Source organism: Nocardia sp. CA-151230, assembly GCF_050942175.1.
Classification (GTDB): Bacteria; Actinomycetota; Actinomycetes; order Mycobacteriales; family Mycobacteriaceae; genus Nocardia.
The window spans coordinates 9,032,729-9,051,472 of the sequence record NZ_CP192061.1 but is presented as its reverse complement, the minus strand read 5'-3'; the positions used below and the strand labels follow the sequence as shown (position 1 = coordinate 9,051,472).

Genomic DNA, 18,744 nt, shown 5'->3' with positions numbered 1-18,744 from the left:
GGCGAATCCGGCCGGCGGTGCGACCGGATCAGAGCCGGAACCAACGGCGCACCAGCAGCGCGAAGAACACCGACATGGTGACCGCGCCCAGATAGCTCTCGATCACGAACACCGCGCGCCCGCCGACCCGAAGATTGTCGGTATCCCCGACGCCCAGGGGATTCAGGTAGTTCATGAACACCTGGTACACGGTGATGGCCGGCGGTTGATCCGACCGCAGCATGACCGCCACCACGAAGACCAGCAGCTGGAACGCCACGAACCACAGCATGCGGAAGGGCCGGTAACCGTAGCCGCAGATGAGATCCGGGACCAGACCGCCGGCGCGCCGCCAGGCCGCCGGCTGCGCCAGCCGCCGCGCCCGGGACAGGGCCAGGCCGCAGCGATCCTCGGCATCGGTGTCCTCGTCGATGCGGTAGAGACTCCCGGCCCGGCGGTAGGCCAGGGCGGCGTGCGCGGGCAGTCCGGCCTGCACCAGTGGGCGGCCCAGCCGCTCGTAGGCCTCGGCCAGTAGCCGATTCTGGGTGCGGCTCAGGCGCAGTGGCCCGCGGAACTCCACCTCAGCGGCGATCAGGGCGGCGAGCAGCTGGTTGACCGCCAGCGGCTGCGGCGTCGCGGTGGCGGTGTGTTCGAAGACCGGCACGTAGAGGTGGCCGAAGACGAGACTGTCACCGGCCCTGCGGATTCCGGGCGGATCGTAGGTCGACACCACCGCCTCGGTGTGCCGGGTGAACAGGTCCAGCAGCGGCTGTTCGGTGGCGCGGCGGCGCAGGCCGTGCGGCTGCTCGAGGAATTCGGTGACGTTGTCGGCGTAGGTGTCGGCGTGGCGCTCGATGCGCATGCTCATATCCGTCACGAACGGCGAGGACGGAGCGCTTTTCTCGAGCATGATCAATGATAAATCCTGTGCACCAGCACATCTCGTGGCTCGTCCGCGCCGAAATAGGCGGCCTCATGGTCGGCCCAGACGAAGCCGACCTCCTTGTAGAGGTGGTAGGCGACCCGATTACCCGGCTTCACCGTGACGAAGACCTGTTCGGCGCGGGCCCGACGGCATTGGGCCAGAGCGGCTTCCAGCAGTGCCCGCCCGTGGCCGCGACCCCGGCACTCGGATGCCACGGCGAAGCCGAGAAACCAGGCCCTGCGTTCTCCGTCGATGGCGGTGAGCACGTAGCCGCAGAGCTCCCCCGCATCCTCAGCAACCGTCCAGTTTGCTCCGTGTAGCTCGAAGAGTTGCCGGAGTACGAAATACGGATACGCGAGATGCTCGAATTCGACCACCTCGAGTGCGCGGATCGCGTCCAGATCCGACATTGACGCTATCCGGCACGCCGGATCATCCGGCTGTTCGAAGGCCGACAACGGCGTTCCCCTCCACCCCGGGCACAAGTGCGATGGATTCCAGGGTAAGCGTCACACCGAATCTTGGGTGCGGTTCGGCCGTCCGCCGTCTGTGGAGCGGGCGGCCGAACCGCGCTGCAGCACGCGGTGGGGACTGCGCCACCGCTGCCCGGAGGTTAGGCGCGGGGCGCTCGAAAGCGCTGTGCGGCAGCGTTCATCGCGGCTGGGGGCATTTCCCGGTACGCCCAGGGCCGCGAAATCCTGGTGTCGAGCTGTGCCTTCCTGTGGCGGAGCTGTGCTGTCCGGGCGTCGAGCAGCAGCCACAGCATCCGGTGGACGAACCGGTCGTAGCCGGTCGGTATGGGATCGGGGCCGGCCTGGGCCGGTGCGGGGCCGGTCACGGCAGTGCCCGCTCGTCGAGCACGCACCGGCCCTCCTCGACCAGCGTTGCCCGCGCTCGTCGGCGCACCTTGCAGGTCTGCACCGTGCAATCGAGGTGCAATTGCATTGCGGCGTGGGCTTGTTCGACGGTCATCACACCCGGATCACGGCGGCAGCGCGACAAACCGGCAATGTGCATATTGAGGGACGTCAGTTGCATGTCCAGACCACTCCTCGTTCCCGCTGGTTCCTGAAGTGCCCGGAGGTTCAGGAAAGGAAAGGGGCCTAGCTACACCGCTCCGGGCACATCTCCAGCACACCACGAGCAGACGCCAGGCGGGCGAATTTCGAGCTGGAGAACGCAAAATTGCGCGAATTCCCAGCAGTGAATCCACCTGGGGGAGGACGATTCTCCAAAGTGGACGAAGCCCTCGCCCGCCGTCGAGCCCCGATCCATGCCCGCGACCGCGAATGGAGCGTGTTGTGTCCGAAGGTCCCGCGTCATCCACCCTGCCCCGCCGTCAGCTCGGTCGCTATCTACGGGACTGGCGTATCCAGGCAGGATTGACCATCGCCGAAGCCGCCAAGCTGATGGAGTGGGGCGCGAGTACCTTGCAGCGGCTCGAGAAGGGCAACGCGGACCGCATCCGCACCATCGACATCCAGGAGCTGTGCCGCATCTACGGGATCCCCGCCGAAATCGGTGAGGGGCTCAAGGGTTTGGCGCAGCAGGCGGCGGTCAAGAGCTGGTGGCACTCCTACGGCGACCTCATCCCCGAGAACTTCGACGTCTACGTCGGGCTGGAGGCATCCGCGCAGCAGTTGTCCTGCTACCAATCGGAATTGGTGCCGGGCCTGCTGCAGACGGCCGAGTACGCAAGGGCCCTGAACCGGCTCGGGTACCCGGAAGAGACTGTGGTGGAGGTGGATCGGCGCGTTCAGCTGCGCATGCAGCGACAGGCCATGATCACCCGTCGCATGCATCCGGCGACCATCGCCATGGTGTTGCACGAATCGGTATTGCGCCGCCTGGTGGGAGGTGCAAGGGTGATGGCGGCGCAGGTGCGACACTTGGCGGAACTGAGTACCCGGTCCAATGTCGCGCTGCGTATCCTGCCCTTCGCCGCCGGTGTCCCTCTGGGACTTTCGACCGGACCATTCGTGATTCTGGAATTCGGATGCGACAGCAAGGGGCAACCGGTGGAGCCCCCGGTGGTCTACGTGGAGGGGTTCACCGGCGATCTGTATCTCGAGAGACAGGGCGACGTTCAGCGCTATCGCCGGGCACAAGCGGGCCTGGAACGCTGCGCGCTGGACGTTCAGGACAGCAGAAGCCTGCTCCGGCAGGTGGCGAAGGAGTATGCCGCCTGGGCGGTCAAGCCCGGAGGCGGCAGCGGAGCGTAACCATGCAGGGCTCCGCACAGGCGATGAAAGGACAGAGCATGAGTGTGGATCTTTCCGGGGCCCGCTGGTTCAAGAGCAGCCGTAGCGGGGCCGGTAAGGAGTGCGTCGAGGTGGCGTTCCTGCCCGCGGGCCGAGTGGGCGTGCGGGACAGCAAGAATCCGCAAGGTCCGGCGCTGGTGTTCTGCGCGGCGGAATGGGAATCCTTCACCGCGGGCCTCGAAAACGGGGTCTTCGACAGTTGATTCGCTGAACGAGGGTTCACGGGCCCCGACCCGTGAACCCCCGGTCTCAGAGGATTGCGACCACACCCATGGCAACGGCGGCGACCAGTACGCCGATCGCGACGGCCGACATCAGTGCGCCGGTGAGTACGTATACGCCCATCGCCGATACCGCGAAGAGCATCCCTACGATCAGCCGTTCGACCCAGTCATCGGGACCCATTTTCCGGTACCGGGGACGCGCATTCTTCAGTCCTCGGTCCACGAATAGTTGGATACCCATGCTTAGCCGTCCGCAAACATACTTCCGTTGCCAAACGGCAGCCGTTTCGTGATCAACAACCAGCTCGGTAATCCCGTGTCCCCGCGCTTTCAGTGCGGGGACACGGTGCTGGAAGGCAGGTGATCGGGCAGTCCACCGTTCGAGCGGCTCCGTGAGCCGCGGTCCGATACGCGGCCGTCAGCGCCGGAAAAGCTTGTTGCCCAACCAGACGATCGGGTCGTACTGGCGGTCCACCACGCGTTCCTTGAGCGGGATCAGCGCATTGTCGGTGATCTTGATGTGTTCCGGGCACACTTCCGTGCAGCACTTGGTGATGTTGCAGAAGCCCAGGCCCGCATCCTCTTGCGCCAGCTCCCGGCGGTCGGCCACATCCAATGGATGCATTTCGAGTTCGGCAATACGCATCAGGTATCGCGGACCGGAGAATGCGTGCTTGTTGTCCTCGTGATCACGGACCACGTGACAGGTGTTCTGGCACAGGAAGCATTCGATGCACTTGCGGAATTCCTGCGACCGTTCCACATCGGTCTGCTGCATCCGGTACTCGCCCGGTTTCAGATCCACCGGCGGCGTGAAAGACGGTACTTCGCGGGCCTTCTGGTAGTTGAACGACACATCCGTGACCAGGTCGCGAATAACCGGGAAGGTGCGCATGGGCGTCACCGTCACCACTTCTTCCTGGGTGAACGTCGACATGCGGGTCATGCACAGCAGCCGCGGCCGCCCGTTCACCTCGGCCGAGCACGAACCACACTTGCCCGCCTTGCAGTTCCAGCGCACCGCCAGATCCGGCGCCTGGGTGGCCTGCAGCCGGTGGATGATGTCGAGCACCACCTCGCCCTCGTTCACCTCGACGGTGAAGTCCTGCAGGCCGCCGCCCTCGGTGTCACCGCGCCACACCTTGAACTTCGCCTCGTAACCCATGGCTATTCCGCCTTTCCGGCGTCGTCCCGCAACTCTGCGAGATCGGCGGGGGTGTAGTACTTTTCGAGCTCCGTCAGGTCGAACAACCGGAGCAGGTCCGTGCGCATGGGCACCTGGGGCTCGGGCGTGACGGTCACCGACGGCACCGAGAACCCGACCTCGTCCGGGTCGATGGTGCAGACCAGCAGCTTGTTTCGCCACGCCGGATCCATGCCCGGGTGGTCGTCGCGGGTGTGGCCGCCGCGGCTCTCGGTGCGCAGCAGTGCGGCCTGTGCGACGCATTCGCTGATGAGCAGCATGTTGCGCATGTCCAGGGCCAGATGCCAGCCCGGATTGAACTGCCGGTGGCCCTCCACCGTGACGTGGTCGTAGCGGTCTCGCAGCTCGGACAGATGCTCGACGGCCTGCTTCAGCTCGTGTTCCTTGCGGATGATGCCGACCAGATCGTTCATGGTCTGCTGCAGGTCCATGTGCAGCGTGTACGGGTTCTCGCCCGGGCCGCCCTCGACGGGCGGATCGAACGGCGTCACAGCCGATTTCGCCGCCGCGGCGATATCGGCGTCGGAGATCTCGGGCCGTGCGGCCAGCTGCTCGACATAGGTGGCCGCGCCCAGTCCGGCGCGCCGGCCGAAGACCAGCAGGTCCGATAGCGAGTTGCCGCCCAGCCGGTTGGAGCCGTGCAGGCCGCCGGCGCATTCACCGGCCGCGAACAGGCCGGGCACCGTGGCCGCCTGGGTATCCGGATCGACCTCGATGCCACCCATCACGTAGTGACAGGTCGGCCCGACCTCCATCGGCTCCTTCGTAATGTCCACGTCCGCCAGCTCTTTGAACTGGTGGTGCATGGACGGCAGCCGCTTGACGATCTGGTCGGCGGGCAGGCGGGAGGCGATATCCAGATAGACGCCGCCGTGCGGCGTGCCGCGCCCGGCCTTCACCTCTTCGTTGATGGCCCGCGCGACCTCGTCACGCGGCAGCAGATCCGGGGTGCGCCGGGCGGAGTCGTTGTCCTTCAGCCACTGGTCCGCCTCCTCGATGGATTCGGCATACTGGCCCTTGAACACCGGCGGGATGTAATCGAACATGAACCGCTTGCCGTCGGAGTTCTTGAGCACCCCGCCGTCACCGCGCACGCCCTCGGTGACCAGGATGCCCTTCACCGACGGCGGCCAGACCATGCCGGTCGGATGGAACTGCAGGAACTCCATATTGATCAGCGACGCCCCGGCCCGCAGTGCGAGCGCGTGCCCGTCGCCGGTGTACTCCCAGGAGTTCGAGGTCACCTTGTACGACTTGCCGACGCCGCCGGTGGCGATCACCACCGCGGGCGTCTCGAACAGAATGAAACGCCCGGACTCCCGCCAGTAACCGAAGGCCCCGGCGATCCGGTCGCCGTCCTTGAGCAGCTCGGTGATGGTGCATTCGGCGAAGATCTTGATGCGCGCCTCGTAGTCGCCGGTCTGCGCGAAATCCTCCTGCTGCAGCGAGACGATCTTCTGCTGCATGGTGCGGATGATCTCGAGCCCGGTGCGGTCGCCGACGTGCGCCAGCCGCGGATAGGTGTGGCCGCCGAAGTTGCGCTGGCTGATCCGGCCGTCCTTGGTCCGATCGAACAGCGCCCCATAGGTTTCCAGCTCCCACACCCGGTCGGGGGCCTCCTGGGCGTGCAGCTCGGCCATGCGCCAGTTGTTGAGGAACTTGCCTCCGCGCATGGTGTCCTTGAAATGGGTCTGCCAGTTGTCCTTCTCGTTGGCATTGCCCATGGCGGCCGCGCAGCCGCCCTCGGCCATGACGGTGTGCGCCTTGCCGAACAGGGACTTGCAGACCACCGCCACGGACAGCCCGTGCTCACGGGCCTCGATGACCGCACGCAGGCCGGCACCGCCGGCACCGATCACGACGACGTCGTACTTGTGCCGCTCGACTTCAGGCATGGAACCGAATACTCCTGGGAGACAGAGGAATAGAGGACTGTCAGCCGATGAGGCGAGGATCGGAGATGGTTCCGCTCGCCACCAGCATGACGTAGAAATCGGTGAGGACCAGCGTGCCCAGCGTGGTCCAGGCCAGCTGCATGTGCCGGGTGTTCAGCTTCGACACCACGGTCCAGAAGCGGTAGCGCACAGGGTGCTGCGAGAAGTGTTTGAGCCGTCCGCCCGCAATGTGGCGGCAGGAGTGGCACGACAGCGTGTACGCCCACAGCAGCAGCGCGTTGCCGGTGATGATCAGCGTCCCCAGGCCGATGCCGAAGCCGCCGCCCTTGGCGTGGAAGGAGATCACCGCGTCATAGGTGTTGATCACCGAGATGATGATCGCGACGTAGAAGAAGTAGCGGTGCGCGTTCTGGATGATCAGCGGAAGCCGCGTCTCCCCCGAGTATTTCGCGTGCGGCTCGGCCACCGCACAGGCCGGCGGCGACATCCATACCGACCGGTAGTAGGCCTTGCGGTAGTAGTAGCAGGTGAGCCGGAACAGCAGCAGGAACGGCAGCACCAGGAAGCCCAGCGGAATCCACATGGGCAGGTGGCCGACCGGCGTGCCGAAATGGCTGGAGCCCTCGACGCACGAGGCGCTCAGGCAGGGTGAATAGAACGGTGTCAGATAGTGGAAGTCCGGCACCCAATAGGCGCTGCGCACAAAGGATCTGATGGTCGCGTAGATGACGAAGGCCGCGAGCCCCAGCACCGTCGCGGCCGGCGGCACCCACCACCGGTCGGTGCGGAGCGTGCGTGCCGAAATGGCAGCCCGTCCCCTACTGAAAACCCCGGTAGTGCTCGATTCAGAAGCCTTGACTGGTGCGGCGCTCACTGCTGGATGCCTCGCTGCTCTACCCCGTGGAACGTCATCGTTACCTCCGGCATCGAATGTGATGGTGAGCACCTTACGACAGGGGTGCTATCACTCGAGCTCGCAACAGCTATTTCGTGATCCCGTGATTTGCGCCACATTTCCTGTGGCCGTCAGTTATTCGTTTGCTTGGTGAACAAACGGCAATCTCGCGAACTCGCCGGGCTGTCAGAGTGTTTCGGATTCCGGCCCGCACGCAGGTCGGGCGGCTCGTTCGCGGCGGTTACCGGCCGTCATATGACAGCAACAACGGTGTGGTGGCCTGTCGGTCTGCTGAGCGTTCGAAGGGAGCCGGTAATGAGACGCGCCGCCATCGTCATGCCGATGCGCACGCCCGTGGGTCTGCCCGGCGGAGCACTCGCCGCGGTGCCGCCGAACCGGCTGGTCGGCACTGTCATTTCGGCGGTGCTCGGCCGCTCGGGCATCGATTCCGCACGGGTCGAACAGCTGGTCACCGCCGTCCCCGATGCGGAGGCCATCCGCTCGGCCCTGCCGCCGTGCGGACTGTCGCCGGAGCTGGGTGACTTCGCCCTGGGCGAGGGTCCCGGCAGCGGACTGCGCGCCCTGATCACCGCCGCCATGATGGTGCGCACCGGCGCGGCCGACGTGGTACTGGCGGTGGGTGCCGAATGCTCCAGCGCCACAGCTGGATTCGATGCGCAATCCGTCAGCGTCCCACCGCTGCCCGGCGTCCGCGCCCGGCCCGCGGCCGACGACGGACCCACCACCGACCAGCAGATCGCGATCTGGTCCGCCGAACCCGCACGCGGACAAGCGGATTCGGACCTTGCTGAACAGCTGGCCCGCGGCCACCAGCTGGGCCGGGCCGCGGCCGACGACTTCGCCGCGGTCAGCCACCGGCGTGCCGCCCGCGCCCATCGCCAGGGTGTGTTCGGCGCGGAGACCGCGCCCGTCGTGGTGTGCGCGCGTCCCGACGATCCGAATTCCGCGGTGGTCCGCCTGGTCGACCGCGACGAGGGGTTGCGAGACGATGTCTCACACCGGGCCTTCGCGGCGCTGTCCCCCTTCCGGCCCGACGGCGTGACCACGGCCGGTAACAGCAGTAGCCGCGGCCTGGCCGCTGCGGCCTGCCTGGTGGTGGCCGAGGACCGGCTGGTGGATCTCGGCCTGGAGCCGATGGGCTACCTGCTCGACTGGGTCAGCACCACCGCTCCCCTCGGCGTCCCGGTGCCCGCCGCCACCTCCGCGGTCGCGAAGGCGCTGTGGCGCACCGGTTTCGAACTGTCGGACCTGGAGCTGCTGGAGGTCGAGGAGACCTCCGCCGTCGAAGTGCTGGCCCTGGCCCGCACCCTGGGCCTCGAGGACGACTCCGCGGAGCGCCTGAACGTGCACGGTGGCGCGATCGCCCTCGGTGATCCGGGTGGCGCGGCGGGTCTGCGCATGATCACCACCATGCTGCACGAACTGGCCCGCCGCGACGGCGGTCTCGGCCTGGCCGTGACGGCCGCGGGCCCCGGCCGCGCCCTGGCCGCGATCTTCGAATCCCCCGATCTGGAACCGGTTTCGCAGGCCCCGCGCGGCGCCCGCTTCCGCGGCGTCGGCGGCCGGCGCTCCGGCCGGGGCCGGCACCGCCACTGAGGACTAGTCCCGCGGGCGGAGCCGGACGACCGCCGTGCCCCGGGCGAAGGCGGCCGCCAGCTCTTCTCGATTGACGCTGCCGTCCGAATTCAGGCTGATGCCCGCGTATTTCCCGTGGGTCGGGTTCTGCTCGAGGATGATCCGATACGGGCCGGCCGCCGCGTCCACGTCGGTGACGACCTCCCAATCGGCGTCGATCTCCCGGCGCCGCAGGCCGATTCGCACCGGCTCGCCGGGGCGCAGGTTGTGCCGCCACTTGGCCGCGGTGCCGATCAGCAGCGTGCCGTCGTGTTCGGCGTAGGCGACGGGATTCTCGTACACCCGCCCGCTCTTGCGGCCGACCACGGTGACGATGAGCAGTTTCCCGCTGACCATCCGGTGCAGCGGTGAGCGCAGGACCCGGCGCATGACGGCGTTGAGCCGCTCCTGCTTGCGGGTGGCGGCCGGGTTCTGGGTAGTCGTTGCTGGCTGCGACATCGGTGCGTCCTCCGGTTCCCTATTTACTGAGTGACTACTCAGAAAATACGACCAGTTGCGGCATACTGCAAGGGTCGTGCTGGAAAGCGACAGTCGAAACGTGACAGGAGGCGATGTGGGGACCCGTTCCCGAGGGCGGCCCAGTACCGGTGTGCGCGAGGCTGTGATCGCCAATGCACAACAGGTGCTCGCGGAATCCGGCCTCGCCCGGCTGTCCACCAAGGAGATCGCGGCCCGCGCCGGCGTCGCCGAATCCAGCATCTTCTACCACTTCGGCGATCGAATGGGCTTGCTACAGGCCGTGATCCAGCATCAGCTGCGCCCGCTCAAGGACCTGCTCGCCGACGCGCCCGCGGCGGATCTGCGCACGGCGCTGCGGTCGCTGCTGGCGACCCTGGAGGAATTCTTCGTCTCCGCCCTGCCGGTGATGGCGGCGGTGCAATCGGATGCCGAACTGGGCGCGGTCTACCGGGAACGCAGCCGCGATCTCGACCTGGGCCCGCATCGGGCGGTGGACGCCGTGGTCGCGTATCTGTCGGCCCGGGGCGTCGAGGCCGCGGATCTGCGCACCGCGGCCCTGCTACTGGTCGGCGCGGCCCATCAGCGCGCGCTGCAGCGGCGGCTGAGCCCACCCGACGCGCTCGTCGAATTGCCGAGCCCCGACGCCATTGTCGAGGTGGCCCTGCCGCTGTTCGAAACGAAGGGTTAGTTACTTGGTGCGGGGGCGGGAGTGGAAGCCCAGGCCCTCGTCCTGCGCGCCCATCCAGGCCGCTTCATCGTGCTTGGCGTCGGGGACGTAGATCGTCTCCTGCTTGGCCTTCGGTGCTTCCGGCGGCGGCGCCTGTTCGAACTCGTCGGTGTCGATGACGAGCCTTTCCAGATCGTTCTCCAGCCGGCGAACAGTGCCCGCGTCTCCGTAGTGCGAACGCAGTGCGGTGACGCACTGCCGGAGCTGGCCGACCGCGTAGCGGAGTTCCGCAATCTCGCTGCGTGTCATCGAAACCTCCTCGAGCCGTGTGACAGACCACACATCGTGATCTACAACACAGTACGTGATCGTGCGGGATTCGTCTCGTCGGCTAAGAATATTCGCAGCTAGAGGGCCTGTCACCGCGTCCGGAATTGGGGTGGCGGACGTTTCAGATCGTCGAATCCGAGCGCCCCGGATGATCTTCCGGCTACCCCGCGATGGCGTACTCCGGCCCGCAGTCGGGACCACAGTCCGGGTCCGCGTCGCGCGCCGCCGCGGTCGCCCGGGCCACCAGCGCGACCACCGCGGCGGCCACCTCCTCGGCCCGCTCCAGGATCACGCTGTGCCCGGCGCCGTCCAGCCGCACCAGCTCGGCGTCGTCGACCTGGGAGGCCAGCACCACCGAGTGCGCGAACGGGATCATGATGTCCGCGGACCCGGCCAGCACCAGCACCGGAATCGAGCCCAGCCGGTGCAGGGTCGCGGTCTCGTCGAAGCGGATCAGCGACTCCAGGAAGCTGGCCATGGTCAGCAGCGAGGTGTCGTTGAGCATGGCCGTCGCCACCGCCAGCATGCGCGGGCTCACCTTGCGGGTGCCCAGGGTGGCGTCCCGCATGATGGGCTCGAAGATGCGGCGGCTCAGGTGTTTCGAGGCCTGCATGGCCCGCGGAGCGCGCCGCACCGCCACCCGCAGCGAGTTCACCGCCGGTGCGCTCAGCAGCCGCCCCAGCCCGACCCGGGTCACCCCGTTGGCGGCGCTGGAGAGCAGGCCTACACCGACCACCCGGGTCCCGATCGCCTCCGGATACAGCCGGGCGTAGGCCAGCACGGTCATGGCGCCCATCGAATGACCCACCAGGACAACGGGTCCGGTCGGCACCACGACCCGCAGCACGGCATCCAGATCCCGGGCCAGCTGCTCGATGGTGTACGTGGAAGGGTCGGCATTGCCGGAATCCCCGTGTCCGCGATGGTCGTAGAACACCATGTGGGTGTCGTCGCCCCAGGTCTGCAGCAGATGCCCGCGCATGAACGCCCACGATTCGGCGCGCAGACAGTGCCCGTGGACGAACACGACGGTGACGGGGGCGTCGGTGGTACCGAATTCACGCACGGCGAGTGGCACGCCGTCATCGGCGGACACGGTGATGTGGTGGCCGTCGAAATCGGCCGCGCGGGTGTCGATCGTGGACATGACGTCCTCCTGAAGAGTGCGCCTTCTTGCCCGGTTGTCGGTAGAAATAACCCCTGCGTTAACCCCCCACACCAGGCGTTATGGACAAGTTGTCCAACTGTCTCCGCTGATCTATGCATGACCGTCGGGGGATCTGTCGGAGTCTCGCCACATTGCTGGACCTGTGTAGAAATCCCTGTACTTCCGGCCGATGTCCGCAATTTCTACTGATATCTAGCGAATTACCTAGGCAAAAGTAGATTCGTATCGCATCGAGAGCGACCGCCATCACATGCCGTGTCGTCGCATTCCGGTAGGCATGACAATCTGCCGCTCTCTAGCAATCGGGCTAGAGAGCGGCAGATTTCTGTGCGGAGCCGGCTATGTGGCCGCTCCCGTCTTCGTGGACGGGAGGAACGGACGCAGCAGGTTCTGTTCCACCGACGGCCCGAACTGCCATTCGGCGATCCAGGGGCCGGTGCCCTCGCTCGGATCCAGTGCGCCACCCTCGAGCCAGCGGTAGCGCCCGTCGAGGATGCCTCGGGTGAGGTCGGTGTCGGCGTCATCGGTGTTGGACCAGAGATCGTCGAAGAGCTTCTCGACCCGCAGGCGGGCCTGGCGGCAGAAGACCTCGGCGAGTTCCTCGGCGGCCACGCCGTCGGGACTGCCGTCGATCCGCAGGGACTGAGCGCGCACGCAGGCCGCGGCCATGGCGAACAGTTCCGCGCCGATGTCGACGATGCGGCCCAGGAAGCCCTGTTTGTACTCGAGCTTGGCCTGCCAGCGCGCCATGCCGTACATGAGGGCGCGCGCCTGCTTGCGCGACATCCGCTCGACGAAGCGCATGTGCCGTGCCAGCGGGCCGAATTCGCCGTAGCCGACCGGTGCGGTGCCGGCGCCGACGGTCAGCTGCGGGAACCATTTGGCATAGAAGCCGCTCGCCCCGACCGCCGCCTTGGCCTTGTCCTTGAGTTCGGCATTGCGATCCACCAGCGCCCCGGCCGCGGCCATATGGGCATCGGCCATCTCGCGGGCGATGAGCAGCCGCATGATCTCGCTGGAACCCTCGAAGATGCGGTTGATGCGCAGATCGCGCACCAATTGCTCGGCGCCGACGGCCCTTTCACCGCGGGCCCGCAGCGAGGCCGCGGTCTCGTAGCCGCGGCCGCCGCGGATCTGCACCAGTTCGTCGGCGATCCGGCACGCCATCTCCGAGGCCCACAGCTTGGCCAGCGCGGCCTCGATGCGAATATCGTTGCGGTTCTCGTCGCACATGGTGCCCGACAGATCGAGCACCGATTCCAGCGCGAAAGTCGTTGCGGCGATGTAGGAGAGCTTCGCGCCGACCGCGCCGTGCTCGCCGACCGGGCGGCCCCACTGCACGCGGGTGGCCGACCATTCCCGCGCGATCTTGAGCGACCACTTGGCCGCGGCCGTGCACATGGCCGGGATGGCGAGGCGACCGGCGTTGAGGGTGGTGAGCGCGATCTTGAGCCCGTCGCCCTCGCGGCCCACCAGATTCCGCTTGGGTACGCGCACCTTGTCCATCCGGGTGACACCGTTCTCGATGCCGCGCAGGCCCATGAACGCATTGCGACGCTCCACGGTGATGCCGGGGCTGTCGGCCTCCACGATGAACGCGGAGATGCCGCCGCGATGGCCCTCGCTCTTGGGCACCCGCGCCATGACCACGAGCAGTTCGGCGACAACGCCATTGGTGGTCCACAGCTTCACGCCGCTGATCTCGTAGGCCTCTCCGTCCGCGGTCGGGGTCGCGGTGGAGGCCATGCGTGCCGGGTCGGAGCCCACATCGGGTTCGGTGAGCAGGAACGCGCTCACCGCGCCCTTGGCGCAGCGCGGCAGGAACTCTCGCTTCTGTTCGGGGGTGCCGGCCAGCTTGAGCGGCTCGGGCACGCCGATGGACTGGTGTGCGGAGAGCAGCACGCCGAGGCTGGCGTGCGCGGAGCCGACCAGCATGAGGGACTTGTTGTAGCCCACCTGCGACAGCCCGACCCCGCCGTACTCCTCGGGAATCTTGAGGCCGAAGCAGCCGAGTTCGGCCAGCCCGCGCACGTATTCGTCGGGGATGCGGCCCTCGGTCTCGATGCGCTGGCCGTCGATGGTCTCGCAGAAGGCCCGCAGCCGGGTCAGGTACGCCTCGGTCTTGGCGGTGTCCGCGGCGTCGGGGCGCGGGAATGGATGGATGAGGTCGAGCCGGAACCGGCCGAGGAACATCTCCTTGGCGAAGGACGGCTTGGCCCAGGTGGTTTCGCGGGATTCCTCGACCAGTGCCCGGGCTTGTTCTTCGGTAGCGTCGACTTTGGCGGCTGTCACCATGATGTCCTCCTCGACCGTGATGAGAATCACATTCGAGTGTAGGAGGCTTTGTTACCCGCCGGTAGGGGCTGGCAAAGATCAAAAAGCCTTGTCACGGGTGATCTTGATCAGTTGGCTAATCTTTGGTTATTGAACGCCGCGCAGGTATCGGCCGAAATGCGGCACCGTGAAACCGATGGTTCCGCGCTCGGCCGAGTAGATCAGACCCTTCTTGATCAAGCCGTCGCGCGCCGGGGACAACGAGGCGGGTTTGCGTCCCAGCTCGTGCGCCACCGCCGAGGTGGCCACCGGCCCGTCGTCCCCGGACAGATCGGCCATGGCGCGCATGTATTCGCGCTCGGCCGGTGTCGCTCGCTCGTAGCGGGAGCCAAAGAAACCGACCGCCAGCTCTTCTTCGGCCGCAGGCGCCGCCACCGCCACATCCTCGGCCGAGATCGGGCTCTGCGCCGCCGCGTCCCAGGCGGCCTTGCCGTACGCCTGCACGAAATACGGGTACCCGTCGGCCTTCCGGTACAGCGCGTCCAGCGCCTCCTCGGAGTACTTCACGCTCTCCCGCTCGGCCGGCGCGATGAGCGCCCGGTCGGCCGACTCCCGGTCCAGCCGATCGATGCGGTGATAGGAGAACAGGCGCTCGGAGTAGCTCTTGGACGCGGTCAGCACCGCGGGCAGATGCGGCAGACCCGCCCCGACCACGATCAAAGGCGCGGCATCCTGGCTCAATTCGTGGCAGGCCCCGCAGATGGCCGAGATGTCGGCCGCCCCGAGATCCTGCATCTCGTCGATGAACACCGCGATGCCGATGCCCAGATCGCGCACCAGCGCCGCCGCCTCCATGAGCAGCTCCACCAGATCGATCTCGATATCGCCGGAGTCGGCCCGCCCGGTCACCGCGGGCACGTCGATGCCCGGGTTCCAGCGTTCCCGCATGCCCTTGCCGTCGGTGGAACGCAGTGCGAAAGCCTTGAGAATCCCCAGGAAATCGTCCACCTGCTCCGGATTGCGGTGTGTCACAGCGAGCGAACGCACCGCCATGTGCAGCGCCGAGGCCAGCGGCCGCCGCAGTTCCTGATCGGGGCGGGCCTCCAGCTTCCCGGTGCCCCAACCGCGCGAGCGGGCGGCCGAGCGAAGCTGGTTGAGCAGCACCGTCTTTCCGACGCCACGCAAACCGGTGAGCATGACGCTGCGTTCCGGCCGTCCGCGCGCCACCCGCTCCAGCACGATGTCGAAGGCGTCGAGCTGCCGGTCCCGGCCCGCGAGCTCGGGCGGACGCTGCCCCGCGCCGGGTGCGTAGGGATTCCTGACGGGGTCCATGCGGCCCAACCGTAGCGCGGTCATCACGGATTATCCGGGTATCTATCGGGGACGCTAGAGACAGCTATCGACCGGCATACCGGCTCGGCCGATTCGCGATCAGCGGAAGTCGATACAGCGGGTCCGCGGTGTCCCCGGGGGTCTCTACCCTTATGCCTGATTCGTTGGGATCCAGCGCAGGAGGGTTCATGTCGGAAGAAGCCGTACCCACGCCCACCGTCGCGGAGGTGGTCGAATCCTGGAACGTGCCCGCCGAGGCGATCGTGGCCGCGCGCATCCGCAACAACATCCTGGTGGCCATCGAGCGTGGGTACGACGATCCGCAACTGGTGGCCGATCTCGCGGTGGGTCCCCTGGTAATGGCGCTGGGGCAGTTGGAAGTCGATCTCGCGGACGCTCGCCGGCGGATTGCCGAGCTGGAGCGGGCGATCGAGGCGAAGGATTGATAACGGACGTATCGACCACGTATATCGTCTCGTGATCCACGGCCCTATACACCGAATTGCACGTTCAGCGGGGCGTTTTCGTAAAGATGCGACGCGCTTATCGTGTCGGGTGGACAACACGGCGGCCTAGTCGTAATCTTCTCGTGACTTAGCGGAGTCTGTTGCTTCATCGGAGAGGCAGCCCGCGACGTTACAGCAGCAAGATCGGAGATGCGGCTCAGTGGGTAAGCACAGCTTGCAGCAGGAATCTCGGCTTCCGAATTCCGTGAAGGGTGCCATCGTCATGGGTGCGATGGCCGCGACGACTACTGGTGTGTTTCCGGCGATCACCGCCACGGCCGCCACCGTCGAGATCCCTGGCATCGGAAACTTTGATGTGCCGGACGATTTCGCGCCTCAGGTGCAGCAGTTCAACCAGACGGTCAAGGACGCCGAGACGGCGCTGCAGACCCCGGGCGGACTGGGCGGCGGCGCTCAGGTCGGCGTCCCGGCTGCCCCGGCTCCGCAGTTCCAGCTGCCCAGCATCTTCCAGAAGTCCAGCTCCGTCGGCGACATCGCGCTGCACGCCGCTGAGACCAAGGTCGGCGCCCAGTACTCCTGGGGCGCGACCGGCCCCTACAGCTTCGACTGCTCCGGCCTCGTGCAGTGGGCCTACAAGCAGGCCGGAGTCGAGCTGCCCCGCACCAGCTTCGAGCAGTCCAACGTCGGCGCCCCGGTCGCCTTCGAGGACCTGCAGCCCGGTGACATCGTCATCACCAACGGCGGCGGCCACGTCGGCATCTACGCCGGCGACGGCAAGCTGCTGAACGCCGTGCAGACCGGCACCCCGGTCTCCTACACCAACCTGCACGCCAGCCAGGTCGTTACCGCGCGCCGCATCGTCAACGCCTGACGCAGTATCGTCGACGTGTGACCACTGCTCCACTGAGCACCACGGCTCAGGCCCGAGTTGATTCTTGGACCTGGGCCGTCCGCATTTTCAAGACCCGCTCCGCGGCCGCCGCGGCCTGCCGGTCCGGGCATGTGCGGGTCAATGGCGTACCGGTCAAGCCCGCGCACCATCTGAAGCCCGGTGACGAGATCCGCGTCCGCGTCAATGGTTCCGAACGCATCGTCATCGTCGAGCAGCTCATCACCAAACGGGTCGGCGCGGCCGTGGCCGTGCAGTGCATGATCGACAAGAGCCCGCCCCCGCCCGACCCGCAACTGACCGCCCTCCTGCCGCGCCGTGATCGCGGCGCGGGTCGCCCGACCAAGCGCGAGCGCCGCGAGACGGACCGGTTGCTGGGGCGCGACCTCCCCCGGCTCCCCGGGACTTCAGCGGACGGCTAGGAGCCGTCGACAGCCTTGCACGCGTGCCGAAGGTTGGGTGCCAACCCGATTTCGGACGTGCCCGACGAGTTACCCTCGACTCACGAAATCACTTGTCTCGTTGGGATATTGCGGCATCGCCCGGCGTGTCCGTGGCCGCCGCCCGCGCGCCCCAGGCGGCTCCGGCGATGGTGACCAGGGCGCCGAGCATGAGCGCGGCCGGTTCGCCTGGCTTCAGCACGTGCAGCTGCGTACCGACCGTGACCGCCGCGACCGGCACGCCGATCTGCGCGGAGGCGATGGCCCCGAGCGGAAGCGGCTGACCCAGGAACCGCATGAGCGTGTGGGCCAGCACCGCGGCCGCGCCGAGTACCAGGCCCAGCAGGATCAGGTGCGGGTGGTCGCCGAATTCGCGCAGGTTCAGCCGCGCGCCGAGCCAGACGAAGAACAACGGCGCGAGGAAGCCGTCGCTGATGGCGAAGAGCTGCTTGGCGACTCGGCGCGGTTCCCCGATCGCCGCCACCACCAGCCCGAGTGCGAAGCCCGCCAGCATGATCGAGACGTGACTGCGGGTCGCGAGCGCGCCGAGGGCGAACAACAGGCCGAGGCTGACGCGCAGTTCGAGCGCGAACTGCCGGCCCTCGGAGACCTTGTGCAGCCGGTGCCGGATGCCGGAGTCCTCGAGCCAGCGCAGGAAGAAGTACGCGACCACCGCCGCCCCGGCCACCAGGAGCGCCCCGAGCGCGGCCCGGCTCGCATTGTGTGGATCGATCACCAGCGGCAGCGCCACCACCGCGGCCGCGTCGGCGATGGCGACCTGAGCGGTCATCTCCAGCACGGGTTTTCCGCTCAGCCGCTGGGAGTCGATGATGGGCAGCACGATGGCTGCCGAGGAGGAGGCGAGCAGTACGCCGTAGAGCAGTCCGTGCCCGGTGTCGAACCAGGCCGCGATGCCCTGCCCGGCGATCACCGAGAGCACGCCCACCAGCACCGCGCGCAGCGCGCCCCGCCCCAGCGCCGAGCGAATGGCCGCGTCCCGCACCGGCACGTGGGTGCCGGCCACGAACATGACCACGGCGAAGCCGACGTCGGCGATGAAGGAGAAGGTCGGGTCCTCCGGGTGCAGCAGGCCGAAGCCGGTGGTGCCGAAGATGATTCCGGCCAGCAGTTCACCCAGGATGACCGGCAGGTGCCAGGACTGCCGCCAGGCCAGCCAGGGCCCGGCCAGGCCGAGCAGGGTGACGAGGGTGAGGGTCTGGAAGGTCACGGCGTCGTCGTCTCGGCATTCACGCAATCAGGGCAGGGAGGCGATCTTCACCGGGATCGCGATGTTCTCGTCGGTGTAGTAGATGGCGCAGACCCGGTGATAGCCGTCCGCGATCTGCATGGGCACGGCCTTGCGGAAGTCCCCGCGCACCACCAGGATCGGCGAGAGCGCCAGGCCGGCCGTGATCTTGGCGAGGTCGCGGCGGACATAGGGATTGAAGGTCGGCAGGATCTCCAGCTGCGAGGCGCGCAGCAGGTCCTTGGCCTTCTTGTGCACCACGGGGGCGTCGCGCAGCTTCTGGACGACCTTGTCGACGATGTCCGGCTCCGCCAGCATGTCGAGGTAGTCCACAGCGGCCGGGTAGTCGTGCTCGTCCGGCTCCTTCTTCCACTTGACCGTGATCTCGGGGTCCGCCATGGAGTCATCATTCCCGTGCGACCGACCGGTCGCA

22 protein-coding genes are annotated in these 18,744 nt (G+C 67.2%); 7 read left to right on the top strand and 15 right to left on the bottom strand.

The features are described from left to right. Positions 1 to 28: 28 nt before the first annotated feature. The 4 genes from ACQP1O_RS42310 to ACQP1O_RS42295 all read right to left on the bottom strand — a co-directional run bounded on the left by ACQP1O_RS42310 (position 29) and on the right by ACQP1O_RS42295 (position 1,942). Positions 29 to 889: a hypothetical protein gene (locus tag ACQP1O_RS42310; RefSeq protein WP_433563834.1), complete on the bottom strand. Its 861-nt coding sequence runs from the start codon at positions 887 to 889 to the stop codon at positions 29 to 31. A gap of 2 nt (positions 890 to 891) precedes the next feature. Beyond that, positions 892 to 1,314 carry a GNAT family N-acetyltransferase gene (locus tag ACQP1O_RS42305; protein ID WP_433563833.1) on the bottom strand — a complete coding sequence of 141 codons (423 nt, stop codon included), beginning with the start codon at positions 1,312 to 1,314 and terminating at the stop codon, positions 892 to 894. 203 nt (positions 1,315 to 1,517) lie between these two features. Continuing rightward, the gene (locus tag ACQP1O_RS42300) at positions 1,518 to 1,769 is read right to left on the bottom strand and encodes a hypothetical protein (protein WP_433563832.1); all 252 of its coding nucleotides are present in this window, start codon (positions 1,767 to 1,769) and stop codon (positions 1,518 to 1,520) included. Continuing rightward, positions 1,739 to 1,942, bottom strand: a complete 204-nt coding sequence (locus ACQP1O_RS42295; RefSeq protein WP_040862491.1) for a hypothetical protein — start codon at positions 1,940 to 1,942, stop codon at positions 1,739 to 1,741. The genes ACQP1O_RS42300 and ACQP1O_RS42295 overlap by 31 nt, the downstream gene beginning before the upstream one ends. 263 nt (positions 1,943 to 2,205) lie before the next feature. On the opposite strand from ACQP1O_RS42295, the gene ACQP1O_RS42290 reads away from it, so the two are divergent. Both ACQP1O_RS42290 and ACQP1O_RS42285 read left to right on the top strand, forming a co-directional pair. Further along, a complete protein-coding gene (locus tag ACQP1O_RS42290) occupies positions 2,206 to 3,126 on the top strand; it encodes a helix-turn-helix domain-containing protein (protein ID WP_433563831.1) in 921 nt (306 codons plus the stop codon). 38 nt (positions 3,127 to 3,164) lie between these two features. Further along, the gene (locus ACQP1O_RS42285; protein ID WP_433563830.1) at positions 3,165 to 3,368 is read left to right on the top strand and encodes a DUF397 domain-containing protein; all 204 of its coding nucleotides are present in this window, start codon (positions 3,165 to 3,167) and stop codon (positions 3,366 to 3,368) included. A gap of 46 nt (positions 3,369 to 3,414) precedes the next feature. On the opposite strand, the gene ACQP1O_RS42280 is transcribed toward ACQP1O_RS42285, so the two are convergent. The 4 genes from ACQP1O_RS42280 to ACQP1O_RS42265 form a co-directional block, all read right to left on the bottom strand. Then, on the bottom strand, positions 3,415 to 3,570 hold the full coding sequence (locus ACQP1O_RS42280) for a hypothetical protein (RefSeq protein ID WP_356996053.1): 156 nt from the start codon (positions 3,568 to 3,570) through the stop codon (positions 3,415 to 3,417). A 237-nt stretch (positions 3,571 to 3,807) separates the two neighbouring features. After that, positions 3,808 to 4,554 (bottom strand): succinate dehydrogenase/fumarate reductase iron-sulfur subunit, encoded by a 747-nt coding sequence (locus ACQP1O_RS42275; RefSeq protein ID WP_379384410.1) that lies wholly within the window; start codon positions 4,552 to 4,554, stop codon positions 3,808 to 3,810. A 2-nt stretch (positions 4,555 to 4,556) separates the two neighbouring features. Next, on the bottom strand, positions 4,557 to 6,488 hold the full coding sequence (locus ACQP1O_RS42270; protein WP_433563829.1) for a fumarate reductase/succinate dehydrogenase flavoprotein subunit: 1,932 nt from the start codon (positions 6,486 to 6,488) through the stop codon (positions 4,557 to 4,559). 40 nt (positions 6,489 to 6,528) lie between these two features. Continuing rightward, positions 6,529 to 7,362 carry a hypothetical protein gene (locus ACQP1O_RS42265; protein ID WP_379400718.1) on the bottom strand — a complete coding sequence of 278 codons (834 nt, stop codon included), beginning with the start codon at positions 7,360 to 7,362 and terminating at the stop codon, positions 6,529 to 6,531. Between the two features lie 336 nt (positions 7,363 to 7,698). Here ACQP1O_RS42265 and ACQP1O_RS42260 point away from each other — a divergent pair, with 336 nt between their 5' ends. Then, positions 7,699 to 9,000, top strand: coding sequence for an acetyl-CoA acetyltransferase (locus tag ACQP1O_RS42260; protein WP_433563828.1), 1,302 nt, complete (start codon positions 7,699 to 7,701; stop codon positions 8,998 to 9,000). 3 nt (positions 9,001 to 9,003) lie between these two features. On the opposite strand, the gene ACQP1O_RS42255 is transcribed toward ACQP1O_RS42260, so the two are convergent. Further along, complete coding sequence (locus ACQP1O_RS42255) at positions 9,004 to 9,477, bottom strand: nitroreductase/quinone reductase family protein (RefSeq protein ID WP_433563827.1); 474 nt, start codon at positions 9,475 to 9,477, stop codon at positions 9,004 to 9,006. 151 nt (positions 9,478 to 9,628) lie between these two features. Here ACQP1O_RS42255 and ACQP1O_RS42250 point away from each other — a divergent pair, with 151 nt between their 5' ends. Then, the gene (locus tag ACQP1O_RS42250; protein ID WP_433563826.1) at positions 9,629 to 10,186 is read left to right on the top strand and encodes a TetR/AcrR family transcriptional regulator; all 558 of its coding nucleotides are present in this window, start codon (positions 9,629 to 9,631) and stop codon (positions 10,184 to 10,186) included. Here the strand turns inward: ACQP1O_RS42250 and ACQP1O_RS42245 are convergent, their stop codons facing one another. The 4 genes from ACQP1O_RS42245 to ACQP1O_RS42230 all read right to left on the bottom strand — a co-directional run bounded on the left by ACQP1O_RS42245 (position 10,187) and on the right by ACQP1O_RS42230 (position 15,269). Continuing rightward, a complete protein-coding gene (locus ACQP1O_RS42245; RefSeq protein ID WP_433563825.1) occupies positions 10,187 to 10,474 on the bottom strand; it encodes a hypothetical protein in 288 nt (95 codons plus the stop codon). It abuts the gene before it with no gap. Positions 10,475 to 10,655: 181 nt separating this feature from the next. Beyond that, complete coding sequence (locus ACQP1O_RS42240; RefSeq protein ID WP_433563824.1) at positions 10,656 to 11,642, bottom strand: alpha/beta fold hydrolase; 987 nt, start codon at positions 11,640 to 11,642, stop codon at positions 10,656 to 10,658. 360 nt (positions 11,643 to 12,002) lie between these two features. Further along, positions 12,003 to 13,958: an acyl-CoA dehydrogenase family protein gene (locus tag ACQP1O_RS42235; protein WP_433567987.1), complete on the bottom strand. Its 1,956-nt coding sequence runs from the start codon at positions 13,956 to 13,958 to the stop codon at positions 12,003 to 12,005. Between the two features lie 126 nt (positions 13,959 to 14,084). Next, positions 14,085 to 15,269 carry an AAA family ATPase gene (locus ACQP1O_RS42230; protein WP_433563823.1) on the bottom strand — a complete coding sequence of 395 codons (1,185 nt, stop codon included), beginning with the start codon at positions 15,267 to 15,269 and terminating at the stop codon, positions 14,085 to 14,087. Positions 15,270 to 15,457: 188 nt separating this feature from the next. Here ACQP1O_RS42230 and ACQP1O_RS42225 point away from each other — a divergent pair, with 188 nt between their 5' ends. From ACQP1O_RS42225 to ACQP1O_RS42215, 3 genes are all read left to right on the top strand, one after another. Continuing rightward, complete coding sequence (locus ACQP1O_RS42225) at positions 15,458 to 15,715, top strand: hypothetical protein (protein ID WP_354840935.1); 258 nt, start codon at positions 15,458 to 15,460, stop codon at positions 15,713 to 15,715. Between the two features lie 283 nt (positions 15,716 to 15,998). Continuing rightward, entirely contained in the window at positions 15,999 to 16,607 is a 609-nt protein-coding gene (locus tag ACQP1O_RS42220; RefSeq protein ID WP_433563822.1) for a C40 family peptidase, read from the top strand. Positions 16,608 to 16,624: 17 nt separating this feature from the next. Continuing rightward, the gene (locus ACQP1O_RS42215; RefSeq protein ID WP_433563821.1) at positions 16,625 to 17,047 is read left to right on the top strand and encodes an RNA-binding S4 domain-containing protein; all 423 of its coding nucleotides are present in this window, start codon (positions 16,625 to 16,627) and stop codon (positions 17,045 to 17,047) included. 88 nt (positions 17,048 to 17,135) lie between these two features. Here ACQP1O_RS42215 and ACQP1O_RS42210 read toward each other — a convergent pair whose 3' ends face one another. Together ACQP1O_RS42210 and ACQP1O_RS42205 are read right to left on the bottom strand one after the other, a co-directional pair. Then, complete coding sequence (locus ACQP1O_RS42210) at positions 17,136 to 18,293, bottom strand: cation:proton antiporter (protein WP_433563820.1); 1,158 nt, start codon at positions 18,291 to 18,293, stop codon at positions 17,136 to 17,138. Positions 18,294 to 18,320: 27 nt separating this feature from the next. Then, positions 18,321 to 18,710, bottom strand: coding sequence for a hypothetical protein (locus tag ACQP1O_RS42205; protein ID WP_433563819.1), 390 nt, complete (start codon positions 18,708 to 18,710; stop codon positions 18,321 to 18,323). Positions 18,711 to 18,744: the final 34 nt, after the last annotated feature.